Origin of the sequence: Microlunatus sp. GCM10028923 (assembly GCF_042666975.1) — a bacterium.
In the GTDB taxonomy this organism is placed as follows: domain Bacteria; phylum Actinomycetota; class Actinomycetes; order Propionibacteriales; family Propionibacteriaceae; genus Microlunatus.
On the sequence record NZ_JBHTFF010000003.1, the window covers coordinates 412729 to 426379 of the forward strand.

Here is a 13651-nt window from a genome sequence, read left to right on the forward strand (position 1 = left end):
CTGGGCAACCATGGGATCACCATGGCCTCCCCGTCCCCCGGAAACGTGTCCTCCCGGACGACTGCGCGCCGGCCGGGCGAGACGATCGAACTGTCCACGACTGTGCCACGTGCAGCCGGTTCAGCCAATCCCTCGCCTGGCCCGGACCACCCGTTGGTCGGTGGCTGGCCGGTTGCGGCGATCGGCGTGGCGGTGACCGCGGCGGCCGGTTGGGTGCTCGCCGCCGGCTTCGCCGTGGTGGGCTGGCTGACCTCGGTCCCGGGCACCCTGCTGGACGCCCTCGGCGTCGGGACCCAGCTCTGGCTGCTCGGCAACGGCGCCGGTGCGACGCTCGGTGCGACGAGAATCACGTTGATCCCGTGGGGCCTGACCGCGATCTTCGCGCTGCTGCACTTCCAGGTCGCCGGCTACGCGGCCCGCCGCAGTCGGGCCGAGACCGACCTGGCGGCGGTGTTCAGCGTGACCGGCGTCATGGTCGGCGGGTACGTCCTCGCGGTGACCGCGACGACTCTGCTGGCCGGAGACCCCGCCCAACTCCTTCGGGCCGCCGTGCTCTCGGCCCTGATCGCCGGGCTGCCGGCCGCTGCCGGTGCCGCGCACGCCCTCGGGCTCGATCCGGCGGAGCGCTGGCCGGACTGGGCCCGACCGCTGCCGCGGGCCGTGATCGCGGCCCAACTGACCCTGCTGATCGGCGGTGCCGGGCTGCTGGTCTCCTCGCTGGCCTTGGCCTGGGGCCAGGTCGGCGGCCTGATCGACGCCCTCGCGCCCGGGGTTCCGGGCAACATCGCGCTGCTGGTGCTGCAACTGGCGTTCGCGCCGAACCTGATCGTCTGGGCCGCGTCCTTCGCGCTCGGCGCCGGCTTCAGCTTCGGCCCCGGCACGGTGGTCTCGCCGGCCGACACCGACCTCGGCCTGCTGCCGGCGATCCCGGTGCTGGCCGGGCTGCCGGACGAGGGTCCGGGCCGGCCGGAGCAGCTGGCCTGGCTCGCCGTCGGGATCGTCGCGGGCGCCGTCGCCGCCTGGCTGGTCAACCGGGCCCGGCCGGAGGCACGACCGGACCAGACCTGCCTGGTCGGCGGGCTGGCCGGAGCCCTGGCCGGGCTGGTCTTCGTCGCGATCGCCTGGGCCTGCAGCGGCGACCTCGGCCAGGCCCGGCTGTCCGGGATCGGCCCGCGGTTGCCGGAGCTCGCCGTGCTCGCGGTGAGCACGCTCGGCCTGTCCGGCCTGCTGGTCGGGCTGGGGTACGGGCTGGTCCGGCAACTACGCCGGTAGGCTGCGCCCGTGAGTGACACAGAACCTGTCCGTCCGCGGAGCGTGGCAGGGGATCTCAAGGGGGTCGCCCCCCTTGAAGGTGACCGACCCGACCGGAAACGCCTTGTCGTGCTGATCTCCGGCAGCGGCACCCTGCTGCAGTCCCTGATCGACGCCTCGGCCGACCCGGAGTTCGGTGCGGAGGTGGTCGGCGTCGGCGCCGACCGGTCCAAGATCGCCGGACTCGACCGGGCCCGCACCGCCGGGATCGAGACGTTCGCGCTGCCGTACAAGAAGGGCTCGGACCGGTCCGCCTGGGACCGCGAGCTGACCGAGCGGGTGGCCGCCTTCCGGCCGGACCTGGTGATCAGCGCCGGCTTCATGAAGCTGGTCGGGCCGGCCTTCCTGGACGCGTTCGCCGGTCGCATGATCAACACCCATCCGGCGCTGCTGCCCTCCTTCCCGGGGATGCACGGGCCGCGGGACGCGCTGGCGTACGGGGTGAAGGTGACCGGGGCGACGATCTTCCTGGTCGACCACGGTGTCGACGACGGCGTGATCATCGCCCAGGACGCCGTACCGGTGCTCGACGACGACACCGAGGAAACCCTGCACGAACGCATCAAGATCACCGAGCGCACACTGCTCGTCGAGACGACCCACCGGCTCGTCACCCAATCGTGGCAAGTGATCGACAGAAAGGTCTGCTGGGACCGATGACCGAACAGAACCCCGACCGGATCCAGATCAAGCGCGCGCTGATCTCGGTCTACGACAAGACCGACCTGCTGGTGATCGCGCAGCAACTCGTCGACGCCGGCGTGGAGCTCGTCTCCACCGGCTCGACGGCGGGCCGGATCGCCGACGCGGGCCTGCCGGTCACCCAGGTCGAACAGCTGACCGGCTTCCCGGAGTGCCTGGACGGCCGGGTGAAGACGCTGCACCCGAAGATCCACGCCGGCCTGCTGGCCGACCTCCGGCTCGATGATCACCGCAGCCAGCTGGACGAGCTCGGGGTGGCGCCGTTCCAGTTGTTGATCAGCAACCTGTACCCGTTCACCGAGACCGTCGCGGCCGGCGCGACCCCGGACGAGTGCATCGAGCAGATCGACATCGGCGGTCCGGCGATGGTCCGGGCCGCGGCCAAGAACCACCCGTCGGTCGCGGTGATCACCTCGCCCGCCCAGTACGAGCAGCTCGCCGCGGCCCTGACCGCCGGCGGGTTCACGCTGGCCGAGCGGCAGGCCCTGGCCGCCGCCGCGTTCACCCACACGGCGACCTACGACGTGGCGGTGGCGAGCTGGCTGGGCAACGTGCTCACCGACACCAGCGAGGGCACCGGCTTCCCGGCCTGGGTCGGCGCCACCTGGACCAAGCAGGCGACGCTGCGCTACGGCGAGAACCCGCACCAGAAGGCGGCGCTCTACCGCAGTGGGCACGGGCCGGCCGGGCTGGCCGGAGCGACCCAGCTGCACGGCAAGGAGATGTCGTACAACAACTACGTCGACGCGGACGCGGCCCGTCGTGCTGCGGCCGACTTCGAGGCTCCGGCGGTCGCGATCATCAAGCACACCAACCCGTGTGGCATCGCGGTCGGTACGGACATCGCGGAGGCGCACCGGAAGGCGCACGCCTGCGATCCGGTCTCGGCGTTCGGCGGCGTGATCGCCGCGAACCGTCCGGTCAGCGTCGAGATGGCGCGGCAGGTGGCCGAGGTCTTCACCGAGGTGATCATGGCCCCCGGGTACGACGACGGCGCCGTGGAAGTGCTGCAGGGCAAGAAGAACATCCGGATCCTGATCGTCGAGCCGGTGCCGTCCGGCGGGGCGGAGATCAGGCCGGTCTCCGGCGGTCTGCTGATGCAGACCGTCGACGTCACCGACGCCGACCATGATCACGCGGCGAACTGGCAGCTGGCGACCGGCGAGCCCGCCGACGAGGCCGTGCTGGCCGACCTGGAGTTCGCCTGGAAGGCGTCCCGGTCGGTCAAGTCGAACGCGATCCTGCTGGCCAAGGACGGCGCCTCGGTCGGCGTCGGCATGGGCCAGGTGAACCGGGTCGACTCGGCCCGGCTGGCGGTCAGCCGGGCGGGCGACCGGGCCGCCGGCTCGGTGGCGGCGTCGGACGCCTTCTTCCCGTTCGCGGACGGGGCGCAGATCCTCATCGACGCAGGCGTCTCGGCGATCGTCCAGCCGGGCGGCTCGGTCCGCGACGCCGAGGTGATCGAAGCGGCGAAGGCGGCCGGGGTGACCATGTATCTCACCGGGGCCCGGCACTTCTTCCACTGATGCGACATGACGGGTGAGTTGATCATGGACCAGCCGGAGCCGGAACCGGAGCGCCGGCTGTCGCCGGACCGGGGCCTGAGCCCGTGGGCCCTGCTGGTCGTGCTGGCCGGAGTGCTGGCCGGTCTCGGCTACGCCGTGATCGGCGGGGCCGGCGGCTGGCGGATCGGCTGCATGATCATCGGTGCCGCCCTCGGCGTCGGCGGCCTGCTCCGGCTGTTCCTGCCGAAGGCGAGCGCCGGCCTGCTCGCCGTCCGGGCCCGCGGCTTCGACGTGACCATGCTGATCCTGGCCGGCGCCGCCGTCGTCGTCCTGTCCCTGGTCATCCCGGGCGGTCGCTGACCTCCGTGCCCTGAGGCCTAGGGTGTAGGCATGATCACCACACGGGGTCGGCAGTTGATCATCGACGGGGAACCGCGGGTGATCTTCGCGGGCGAGGTGCACTACTTCCGGCTGGCCCGGGATCAGTGGCGGGACCGGCTGGTCGCGCTGCGGGACACCGGGGCACAGGCCGTCGCGACGTACATCCCGTGGGTCGTCCACGAGCTGCCGGACGGCCGGATCGACGTCACCGGCGAGACCGCGGACTGGCGCGACCTCGGCGCGTTCTGCGACCTGGCCGCCGAACTGGGACTGCTGGTCGTCGCACGTCCCGGCCCGTTCTGCATGGCGGAGCTGAAGAACGAGGGCATCCCGCACCGGGTGTACGGGTTGCCCGGCGTGGTCGCCCCCGGCTGGCGCGGCGCCCCGCCGCCGACCCGGGACCTGGACTACCTGGCGCCGGCGTTCCTGGCCGAGACCCGCCGCTGGTACGACGCGGTGCTGCCGGTGCTGGCCCAGCGGCACCATGATCACGGTGGCCCGGTGATCGCGGTCCAGCTGGACAACGAGATCGGCATGCTGGCCTGGGTCTCCAACAGCCCGGCGCTGACCGAGGCGGTCGCCGCCGACTGGCGGGACTGGCTGACCGCCCAGGACCGGCTGGACCGGCATCCCGGACTCGAAGGGTCGGAGCCCGCACAGGTGCGGCGCTACCTGGCCGACCCGCCGGCCGACGCCGCGGTGGCGGTCGCCGACGACCTGATGCGGTTCTGCCGGGCCCGGTTCCGTCGCTACACCGACACGCTGGCCGGCTGGGTGGCCGAGCACGGCCTCGGCACGCTGCCGCTCTTGATCAACATCCACGGCACCGGCGGCGGCCGCGGGCTGACCTACCCGATCGGGATCTCGCAGCTGCTCGGCACCTGGCGGAACCGGCCCGGCACGGTGGCCGGCTCCGACATGTACCTGGGCGATCTCACGGTCGGCAACGTCGCGGATTTCGTTCTGGGCAACGTGTTCGCGGCCGCGACCGCCGGCCCGAACCAGCCGCTGACGGCGCTCGAGTTCGAGGCCGGCGACGGCAACTACGGCCAGGATCTGGGCGCCCTGGTGCCGCCCGAGGCGACCGCGCTGAAGACCCGCCTGGCGCACGCGCTCGGCAACCGCATGATCAACTTCTATCTGCTGGCCGGCGGGATCAACCCGCCGCTGGACGCCGATCCCGAGCTGCCCGGCGGCGACGGGATCGACCGGATCGCCTTCACCGGCGAGGAACACGGCTTCGCCGCCCCGCTCGGCCCGACCGGCCGCCCGAACCGTACCTGGCCGGTTCTGACCGAGGTGATCACCGACCTGAACCGGGTCGAACAGCGGGCCGCCGGGATGATCCCGCACACCGACCTGGCGTACGGCTTCGTCGCCGATCACTACCTCACCGAGTACGCGGTGCCGGACGACCCGGCCACCCGGGAACTGCACGACGAGCTGGCCCGGTTCCGCGGCTTCGGGCCGCGGCAGATCCTGGCCCGGGCCCTCGTTCTCGGCGGGTACGGCCTCGCCGGCGTCGACCTGAGCCCGCACGATGATCTTGACCGGACCGACCCGCGCCCGATCGACCGATCCGAACTGCCGGCGACCCTCGACCCGGCCGCGCATCCCGTTCTGGCGTTGGCTTCCGGGCGTTCGCTGGCCGCCGCCACCCAGCGGCTGCTGGCCGACTACGTGGCCGCCGGCGGCCGGCTGTTGCTGGCCGGCGCGGTCCCCGTCCAGGACGAGCTTGGCCGGGACTGCCGGCTGCTGGCGGACGCGTTCGCGATCATGGTGGGGGAGCCGCTGCCGGATCAGGTCGTCGATCGGCTGGGCCGGTCCCGGAGCAACCATCCGACGGTCCGGCTCGACCCGGACTCGACCGGGCTGATCCGGCCGGAGGTGCGGGTCGGGTTCGCGCAGCCGTTGCGGCATCCCGACGCGACGGTGCTGGTGCGGACCACCGGCGGCGACGCGGTGGGGCTGGAGGTGCGGCACGGGGCCGGTACGGCGATCCTGCTGACCACGGACTATCCGTGCGACCTCGCCGTCTACCAGGCTCTGCTGGAGCGGCTCGGCGTCCGCCCTCGTTACCGTACCGACGCCGAGGATCCGGGGCTCGTGGTCGCCGGCATGATCAATCCCGAGGGCACCGACGAGCTGGTGCAGTTGATCAACGTCGCCCCGTACCCGATCGAGACCTCGGTCTGGCGGGAGGCGAAACTGATCACGCCCCGACCGATCACGGTCGGGGCGCGCTCAGCGGTGCTGCTTCAGTAGGACGCCGCGCCGACCGAGGCGATCATCACGACGATGAAGATGATGTAGATCACCAGGAAGATGAGGCCGATGCCCATCAGGATCGTGGTGACCATGCCGAGGATCTTGCCGATGTTGATGTTCGACTCGTTGGAGTAGCGGACCCCGCTGGCCTGCATCTCCTTCTGCGCCTTGTTGCCCATGTACCAGGCGATCGCCCCGCAGATGCCGGTCACGAAGCCGAGGATGCCGAGCACCAGGATGACCGTGCCCTGCGGGTGTTCCTGCATCATCTGGTACGGCTGCTGCGCGTACGGCGACGGCTGCTGGTACGGAGCGGGCTGGCCGTAGGGCTGCTGCTGTCCGTATTGGGGCTGCTGGCCGTATTGCGGCTGCTGCCCGTAAGGCTGCTGCCCGTACTGGGGCGGCTGACCCTGTGGTTCGGACTGACCGTAGGGTTCCTGGCCGTACGGTGGCGGGTTCTGGGTCACTGTTCTTCCATTCGCGTGGAGTCCGGGGTCCCGGTGCTCAGTAGGTGGCGGTGACGGACGCCATCATGCCGAACATCAGGACGAACCAGAAGACGACGTAGGCGAGGGCGAGCGCCACTCCGACAATACCCAGGATTGTCGTCACCATGCCCAAGATCCTGCCGATGTTGACGTTCGACTCGTTGCCGTATCGGATGCCGCTCGCCTGGATCTCCTTCATCGCCTTGTTGCCCATGTACCAGGCGACGATCCCGCAGGGGAACACGAAGAAGCCGACGATGCCGAGGACGAGGATGGTGGTGCCCTGCGGGTGCTCCGCGGGCAGGTAGCCGTAGGGGGACGGCTGCTGGTACGGGTACGGCTGCGGCGGGTACGGGCTCTGCTGCCCGTAGCCATACGGCTGGTGGTACTGGGGCTGGCTCATCGAGGGCTCCGTTTCGGCCGGAAAAGGTCAATGGGGACGTCCGGTAATCCGGACGTCCCCAGTCGCGCCTCGGTTCCCCTCGGCAGGAAGGTCAGTTCAAAGCGCCCGAGCCGACAGCGGCGGCGATCGCGATGATGTAGATGATCCAGAAGACGATCGCGACGATGCCGATGATCAGGCCGACGATGCCGCAGATGCGGCCGATGTTGACCTGCTGACGGTTGTTGTACGCCGCCGGGTTGGCGTCGATCTCGGCCAGGACCGGCTTCGACTGCACCATCGTGACGATGCCGAGAACGAGGCCGACCACGCCACAGCCGAGCACGATCGAGAGGATGCCGAGGACGAGGATCATGGTGCCCTTGGGGTGGGGCTGCGGCACGGCGCCGCCCCCACCACCGTAGGGATTCTGGTCGTATGGGTTGCTCATGGCGGACATTCTTGCGTAAACGGGGCCAGGTTGGCCACGGAGGTCGGTCTTAGGCTCGCCTTAGGTCTTTGCTGAGCCCGTTCACAGCTCGGAAATGACCGCGATCATGACGATCACGAGGTAGATCGCGGCGAACGAGGCGTACACGATCGAGACGATGCCGAGCACCCAACCGGCCGTGATCATCCCGCCGTTGCTGTAGCGCATCGGCTCGGCCTGGACCTCCTTGCGGGCCCTGGACGAGATGGTGAAGCCGACCACGCCGACGAACGGGCAGAGCACGATGCCGAGGATCCCGAGCACCAGGGCCGTCGTGCCCTTCGGGTGCTGCTGCTGGGAGTAGCCGTACGGATTCACGGTGCTGTACTGATAGCCGCCGGTGTCGTACGGGTTCGGCGGGTAGCCGGTGGACTGGCCGTAGCTGGCGCCGTAGCCGGACGGTGCCGGCTCGGACGCGGAGGGCGCCGAGTACGGGTCGGTCGGGGCGGCCGCGCCGGCCGGCGATGCGTAGGGCGCGTCCGGGGCCGGCGAGGACGGCTGCGAAGGATAGGTCGAGTCCTGCGGGTAGGGCTGGCTCGAGGGGTACGGCTGGGTCTGCTCCGGCGGGTAGCCGGTGTTCGCCGAGTAGCCACCCGGGCCGCCGTACGGGTCCGGGGACGGGTAGCCCGACGGCCCGCCGGGCGCACCGACGATGCCGTCCGGCTCGGTGTCGTCCTCCGGGACCGAGTTCGGGGCCGGGCCGTCCGACCCGAGCCCCGCACCGTCCCCGGCCGCCTCACGGCTGAACGGGTTCGGCGCGGCACCCGGTGCGGGCGGCCGGCCCGACTCGTCGTCGGGACCCCCGGAATACTGCTGACTCATGGGCCCCAGCTTAGGGCGTACGGGAGTCGCGGCTCGGGGTCAGCCGATCAGGCCGAGCGCCTTCACGGCGTCGCGTTCCTCGGCCAGCTCGGCCACGCTGGCGTCGATCTTGGCGCGGGAGAACTCGTTGATCTCGAGGCCGGGGACGATCGTGTACTCGCCGCCGGAGGTGGTCACCGGGAAGGAGCTGATCAGGCCCTCCGGCACGCCGTACGAACCGTCCGAGGGGACCGCCTGGGAGACCCAGTCGCCGGACGGCGTTCCGAGCAGCCAGTCGCGGGCGTGCTCGACGGTGGCGTTGGCCGCGCTGGCCGCCGAGCTGGCGCCGCGGGCCTCGATGATCGCCGCGCCGCGCTTCTGCACGGTGGGCAGGAAGTCCTGCTCCAGCCAGTCCTGGTCGTTGATCACCTTCGCCGCGTTCTGGCCGGCGATCAGGGTGTTGTAGAGGTCCGGGTACTGGGTCGCCGAGTGGTTGCCCCAGATGGTCAGGTGGCTGACATCGCTGACGGCGACGCCGGCCTTGGCCGCGACCTGCGCCTTGGCCCGGTTGTGGTCGAGGCGGGTCAGCGCGTTGAACCGCTCGGCCGGGATGTCCGGGGCGTTGTGCCGGGCGATCAAGGCGTTGGTGTTCGCCGGGTTGCCGGTGATCAACACCCGTACGTCGTCGGCCGCATGATCATTGAGGGCCTTGCCCTGGGCGCTGAAGATCGCGCCGTTGGCCTCCAGCAGGTCGCCCCGCTCCATGCCCTTCGAGCGCGGCCGGGCGCCGACCAGCAGGGCCAGGTTCACGCCGTCGAAGATCTTGGCCGGGTCGTCGCCGGTCTGGACGTCGCTGAGCAGGTCGAACGCGCAGTCCTCCAGCTCCATCACGACGCCCTCCAACGCCTTCAGCGCCGGCGTGATCTCCAGCAGACGCAGCTCGACCGGCCGGTCGGGACCGAAGATCGCACCGCTGGCGATCCGGAACAACAGGCTGTAGCCGATCTGACCGGCGGCACCGGTGACGGCGATCTTGACGGGGGAGCTGGCGGGCACGGTGGTCTCCTTCTCGACGAACTGCTGACTGACCGTAGGCTATGCCCCGGCCGTTTCCGCGGACAGCGGGGAGGCGGTTCCAGGGGAGGCCTGGGTTCACAGGGGAGGACTGGGGAGCGTGGACGACGCAGCGTTCGCATGGCATCCGCTCGCGACGCCGGAGGGCAAGGGCTGGCCCGACGAGGCAACGGAACGCAGATACGACCGGCTGCCGCGGCATGCCGAGGGACGGGTGCCGGAGGAGGTCTGGGGGTTGAGCCGGCATTCCAGCTCGCTCTACTCGCGCTTCCGTACCGACGCGACGGAGATCCGGGCCCGCTGGCGGCTCGGCCTCGAGACGCTGGCCATGTGGCACATGGCGAACGTCGCGGTCAGCGGACTCGACCTCTACGGCGAGCAGAGCCCCGGCTCCTGGCGCTGGGTCGGCTGCGCGGCCGCCACCGGATACCCGGAGTCGGAGAACGTGCTGGTGACCGGCCTGGACCCGGCGGATCGCCGCTATACGGTCTATTTCGGCCTGTTCAACCGGCTCGAGGACATCGAGATCGGCGTACCGGAGGGGGCGACCTTCGAGCTGGTGCCGGCCGACCCGACGCCGCCGGTGGTCTACTACGGCACCTCGATCGTGCACGGCGCCGCCGCGTCGCGGGCGGGGATGACGCTGCCGGCGCAGCTCGGCCGCCGGCTGGGCCGCCCGGTGATCGGGCTCGGCTTCTCCGGCCGGGGCAAGATGGAGCTCGAGCTGGCCGAGCTGATCGGCGAGATCGACGCGGCCCTGTGGATCGTCGACTGCCTGCCGAACATGGATGCCGACCTGGTCGCCGAGCGGGCCGTCCCGTTCGTGCAGGAGTTGCGGGCGAAGCGCCCGGAGGGACCGATCGTGCTGGTCGAGGACCGTACCTGGACCGGTTCCTGGGCCAAGTCCTCCCAGGCCGACATGTCCGCGGCGAAGCGGGCCGCGTTCCGGACCGGCTACGAGAAGTTGATCGCCGACGGGACGCCGGACCTGCACTATGTCGAGGGCGAGACGCTGCTCGGCGAGGACCGTGACGACACGGTCGACGGCTCCCACCCGACCGATCTCGGATTCTTCCGGATGACCGATCGGCTGGAAGCCGCCGTCGCGCCGTTGTTGATCAACCGCTAGCGCGTTCCCTGATCAGGCGCCGGGCTCCAGCTTGCCGGCCAGCATCCACATGATCACGAAGTTGTCCGCGTACGGGGCGTTCTCCAGGATCGGGTCGCCGTCCGGCGGGAACGCCTTGATCCGGGTCCCTTCCAGGGCAGGGTTGTTGCCGTACCGCTCGAACAGCGGGATCATCGGCAGCAGTTCGTTGAACGCGATCGCGATCTTGGTCACGTTCGCCTTCTGAGCCGCCTCGTCCAGGCCGGAACCGGCCTCGGTCACGGCCGCCTGGAGATCGATCGCACCGAACGCCTTGGTGGTCGTCTTCAGTTCGAACGCCATCCCCTTGCCGCCCTGGTTCTTGGCGATCGGGATGTTGTGGGTGAAGAGGTCCTGGACGAAGGCGAAGTGCGGGTGCGGGTGGTTGGACGCGCCCCAGGACTGGATGGCCAGCTGGAAGGCGCCCTTGTCGATGTCGACCGGGGCCTGCTTGTCGTCGACGCCGCGCGGCACCACCTTGATCCCGAACGCGGACAGCTGCTCGGCCGCGTTGGTGGCGGCCGCCGACCAGTCGGCGTAGGTCTGCGGGAACTGGATCTCGTACTCGGCCGCCTTGCCCTGCGGGGTGTTCCAGGCGTTGCCGTTCTTCTTCCAGCCCGCCTCGGTGAGCAACTGGGCCGCCTTGTCCAGGTCGAGCTCGTACTTGTTGAGCTTGCCCTGGTCCTCGGTGGACAGCCAGTCCGGGACCTGGTTGTCGGAGAAGCCGGCCATGAACTCGACGCCCTTGCCCGACTCGCCGAGCGCGACCGTGCCGTTGGCCTTGCGGTCGATGATGTGGGCGACCGCCTGCCGGGCCCGGGGATCGCTGAACTCCTTCAGCTTGTCCAGGTTGAACAGCAGCGCCGGGCCGGAGTAGACCGGCGGCCGGAGGATCCGGAAGCCGGACGACTGGAAGGACTTCTCCGACGCGGTCGGGAAGCCGTGGGTCGCGTAGTCGACCTCCTTCTGCTGCAGCAGCGGCGTGATCTCCGGGGTCTCACCGTTGTAGATCACGATCTTGTCGAACTTGACCGCGTCGGCGGCGAACCCGGTCGGGTTCTTGGCCATGTTGATCTGGGTGTTCGACACGGCCTTGTAGTCGATGTTGAACGGGCCGCTGGCCACGTACTCCTTGGGCAGGAACTTCTGGAACTCGGTGCCCAGCTTCTCGCCCTCGGGCGACGTCATGTCCTTGCCGGCGGCGTGCAGCGCGGCGGCCTTGTCGGCCCACTCGCCGAACACGGAGGTGGCGATGATGTTGCTGCGCAGGATGTAGCGCTCCACCACCGTCGACGGCTGGTTCATCGTGATCACGAACGTCTGGTCGTCCGGGGCGTCCAGCTTGCTGACGTAGTTCCACAGCGACGTGCGCTGGATGAACTGGCACCAGAACGTCGTCAGGTAGTCCTTCGAGCTGACCGCGCTGCCGTCGCTCCACTTGAGGTTCGGCTTGATCTTGACCGTGAACGTCCCGGCCTTCTCGTCGAGATCGAAGGACTCCGCCAGATAGAGCTCCCACTTCTTGTCGGCCCAGTAGTACATGCCGGACGGGAGGCAGATCAGGTCGCCGTAGGGGGAGTCGGTCAGGACCCGGTACGGAAGGCCGGCGAACGGGACGCCCGCATTGTTGTAGTTGCCTTCCGGCGGCTGCTTGTACGGCCAGCCGCCGTGGAACTCGCCGCCGGCGCCGGCGGGGCCGGAACCCTCGGGCGTGTTCGGCTCGGCCGGTGCGCAAGCCGTGGCCAGGCCACCGGTGCCGGCGACGACGGTGCCCAGGCCGGTTGCCTGCAGCAGCGTCCGCCGCGACAGCGATCGCTTTGGTTCGGTCATTTCTTATCCTCCTCGGGACGAACACTGCTCTGTTTCGTCGCATTGCGATGGGTCAGGGAATGCAGGACGACGGCGACGGCCCCGATGCCGACCCCGACGCCGACGGTCGCCACGCTGATCACGAACGCCCCGGTACCGGGCCGCACGACGAGCAGCATCAGCAACGCGCCGATGGTGATGAAGCAGGCGATCACGAGAATCGCTCTGCTGAGTTCAGGCATGCCCGGCTCGTTCCCGCTGCTCGACGATGCAGGCGACGCTGCGCCCCCCTGCAGTCGACACGCCCTCGGTGAGCAGCAGTTCCGGCCGGTCGGTGTCGCAGGTGCCCGGCTCGAACTGGGGACAGCGCGGGTGGAACGGGCAGCCGGCGGGAAGATCACGCAGGCTCGGGATGTCGGCGGACCGCAGCCCGCCATCGGGCAGCTTGGTCCGGGCCAGCTCGGGGTCCGGCTCCGGCACCGCGTTGAGCAGCGCCTTGGTGTATGGGTGCCGCGGGTTGTTGATCACGTCCGGGGTCCGGCCGAACTCGACGATCCGGCCCAGGTACATGACGGCGATCCGGCCGGACCACCCGAAATACTTGGCGATCGCGAGATCGTGGGTGATGAACAGGAAGCCGACGTCCAGGTCGTCGCGGAGCCGGCCCAGCATGTTGAGCATGCCGACCCGGATGGACACGTCGAGCATCGAGGTCGACTCGTCGGCGATGATCAACTTCGGGTCGAGGGTGAGCGCCCGCGCCACCGCGACCCGCTGCCGCTGGCCGCCGGACAACTGGTGCGGGAACTTGCCCAGGTAGGAGTCCGCGGGATTCAGATCGACCCGTTCCAGCAGCTCACTGGCCAGTTGCACGGCGTGGGCCGCATTCTTGGCGATCTTGTGCTTGAGCAGCGGGGCGGTCAGCGTCTTGCCGATCGACCGGATCGGGTTGAGCGAGGCGTACGGATCCTGGTGGACGTACTGGACGGCGCGCCGGAAGGCGACGAACTCCGCCTTGTCCATGGACCAGATGTCCTTGCCGCCGAACTCGACCGTGCCGCCGGTCGGCCGGTTCAACCCGGCCGCCATCCGGGCGCTGGTGGTCTTGCCGCAGCCGGACTCGCCGACCAGGCAGAGCACCTCGCCCGGGTTGACCTGGAAGCTGATCTGGTCCACCGCGGGCACGTCGCCGCGCTTGGTCTTGAAGACCTGGGAGGCCTCGTTGAGCTTGATCAACGGGGCCGACCCGGAGAGAACAGTCCGGTCCGTTCGCGGAGCGGTCGGGGGATCTGA

14 protein-coding genes are annotated in these 13651 nt (G+C 70.0%); 6 read left to right on the top strand and 8 right to left on the bottom strand.

Annotation, left to right across the window (positions count from 1 at the left end):
- The first annotated feature begins 186 nt into the window (after nucleotides 1-186).
- The 5 genes from ACFQU4_RS09190 (at nucleotide 187) to ACFQU4_RS09210 (ending at nucleotide 6164) form a co-directional block, all read left to right on the top strand.
- Nucleotides 187-1272, top strand: a complete 1086-nt coding sequence (locus ACFQU4_RS09190) for a DUF6350 family protein (protein WP_377489940.1) — start codon at nucleotides 187-189, stop codon at nucleotides 1270-1272.
- Nucleotides 1273-1380: 108 nt separating this feature from the next.
- Entirely contained in the window at nucleotides 1381-1971 is a 591-nt protein-coding gene (gene purN, locus ACFQU4_RS09195) for a phosphoribosylglycinamide formyltransferase (protein ID WP_377489943.1), read from the top strand.
- Nucleotides 1968-3539: a bifunctional phosphoribosylaminoimidazolecarboxamide formyltransferase/IMP cyclohydrolase gene (gene purH / locus ACFQU4_RS09200; protein ID WP_377489946.1), complete on the top strand. Its 1572-nt coding sequence runs from the start codon at nucleotides 1968-1970 to the stop codon at nucleotides 3537-3539. Before purN ends, purH begins: the two co-directional genes overlap by 4 nt.
- Nucleotides 3540-3545: 6 nt before the next feature.
- A complete protein-coding gene (locus tag ACFQU4_RS09205; protein WP_377489949.1) occupies nucleotides 3546-3878 on the top strand; it encodes a DUF3017 domain-containing protein in 333 nt (110 codons plus the stop codon).
- 30 nt (nucleotides 3879-3908) lie between these two features.
- Entirely contained in the window at nucleotides 3909-6164 is a 2256-nt protein-coding gene (locus ACFQU4_RS09210; protein WP_377489952.1) for a beta-galactosidase, read from the top strand.
- Here ACFQU4_RS09210 and ACFQU4_RS09215 read toward each other — a convergent pair.
- From ACFQU4_RS09215 to ACFQU4_RS09235, 5 genes are all read right to left on the bottom strand, one after another.
- Nucleotides 6158-6634, bottom strand: coding sequence for a hypothetical protein (locus tag ACFQU4_RS09215; RefSeq protein ID WP_377489954.1), 477 nt, complete (start codon nucleotides 6632-6634; stop codon nucleotides 6158-6160). The genes ACFQU4_RS09210 and ACFQU4_RS09215 overlap by 7 nt on opposite strands.
- Before the next feature lie 37 nt (nucleotides 6635-6671).
- On the bottom strand, nucleotides 6672-7058 hold the full coding sequence (locus ACFQU4_RS09220; protein ID WP_377489957.1) for a hypothetical protein: 387 nt from the start codon (nucleotides 7056-7058) through the stop codon (nucleotides 6672-6674).
- Nucleotides 7059-7149: 91 nt separating this feature from the next.
- Nucleotides 7150-7497: a hypothetical protein gene (locus tag ACFQU4_RS09225; RefSeq protein WP_377489960.1), complete on the bottom strand. Its 348-nt coding sequence runs from the start codon at nucleotides 7495-7497 to the stop codon at nucleotides 7150-7152.
- A 72-nt stretch (nucleotides 7498-7569) separates the two neighbouring features.
- A complete protein-coding gene (locus tag ACFQU4_RS09230; protein WP_377489963.1) occupies nucleotides 7570-8349 on the bottom strand; it encodes a hypothetical protein in 780 nt (259 codons plus the stop codon).
- A gap of 39 nt (nucleotides 8350-8388) precedes the next feature.
- Nucleotides 8389-9384 (bottom strand): malate dehydrogenase, encoded by a 996-nt coding sequence (locus ACFQU4_RS09235; protein WP_377489966.1) that lies wholly within the window; start codon nucleotides 9382-9384, stop codon nucleotides 8389-8391.
- Between the two features lie 118 nt (nucleotides 9385-9502).
- Between ACFQU4_RS09235 and ACFQU4_RS09240 the strand changes: the two genes are divergently transcribed.
- Nucleotides 9503-10531, top strand: a complete 1029-nt coding sequence (locus tag ACFQU4_RS09240) for an SGNH/GDSL hydrolase family protein (RefSeq protein WP_377489969.1) — start codon at nucleotides 9503-9505, stop codon at nucleotides 10529-10531.
- A 12-nt stretch (nucleotides 10532-10543) separates the two neighbouring features.
- Here ACFQU4_RS09240 and ACFQU4_RS09245 read toward each other — a convergent pair whose 3' ends face one another.
- From ACFQU4_RS09245 to ACFQU4_RS09255, 3 genes are read right to left on the bottom strand one after another with little or no spacing between them, the layout of a single operon-like run.
- On the bottom strand, nucleotides 10544-12379 hold the full coding sequence (locus ACFQU4_RS09245; protein ID WP_377489972.1) for an ABC transporter substrate-binding protein: 1836 nt from the start codon (nucleotides 12377-12379) through the stop codon (nucleotides 10544-10546).
- Complete coding sequence (locus tag ACFQU4_RS09250) at nucleotides 12376-12600, bottom strand: hypothetical protein (protein ID WP_377489975.1); 225 nt, start codon at nucleotides 12598-12600, stop codon at nucleotides 12376-12378. The genes ACFQU4_RS09245 and ACFQU4_RS09250 overlap by 4 nt, the downstream gene beginning before the upstream one ends.
- Nucleotides 12593-13594, bottom strand: a complete 1002-nt coding sequence (locus ACFQU4_RS09255; RefSeq protein ID WP_377489978.1) for an ABC transporter ATP-binding protein — start codon at nucleotides 13592-13594, stop codon at nucleotides 12593-12595. The genes ACFQU4_RS09250 and ACFQU4_RS09255 overlap by 8 nt, the downstream gene beginning before the upstream one ends.
- Between the last annotated feature and the right edge of the window lie 57 nt (nucleotides 13595-13651).

What these genes read in the sequence shown, in the direction of transcription:
- ACFQU4_RS09205 (WP_377489949.1), top strand. Translation starts at nt 3,546, where the DNA reads ATGACGGGTGAGTTGATCATGGACCAGCCGGAGCCGGAACCGGAGCGC.
- ACFQU4_RS09250 (WP_377489975.1), bottom strand. Translation starts at nt 12,600, where the DNA reads ATGCCTGAACTCAGCAGAGCGATTCTCGTGATCGCCTGCTTCATCACC.
- ACFQU4_RS09245 (WP_377489972.1), bottom strand. Translation starts at nt 12,379, where the DNA reads ATGACCGAACCAAAGCGATCGCTGTCGCGGCGGACGCTGCTGCAGGCA.
- ACFQU4_RS09230 (WP_377489963.1), bottom strand. Translation starts at nt 8,349, where the DNA reads ATGAGTCAGCAGTATTCCGGGGGTCCCGACGACGAGTCGGGCCGGCCG.
- ACFQU4_RS09225 (WP_377489960.1), bottom strand. Translation starts at nt 7,497, where the DNA reads ATGTCCGCCATGAGCAACCCATACGACCAGAATCCCTACGGTGGTGGG.
- purH (WP_377489946.1), top strand. Translation starts at nt 1,968, where the DNA reads ATGACCGAACAGAACCCCGACCGGATCCAGATCAAGCGCGCGCTGATC.
- ACFQU4_RS09220 (WP_377489957.1), bottom strand. Translation starts at nt 7,058, where the DNA reads ATGAGCCAGCCCCAGTACCACCAGCCGTATGGCTACGGGCAGCAGAGC.
- ACFQU4_RS09210 (WP_377489952.1), top strand. Translation starts at nt 3,909, where the DNA reads ATGATCACCACACGGGGTCGGCAGTTGATCATCGACGGGGAACCGCGG.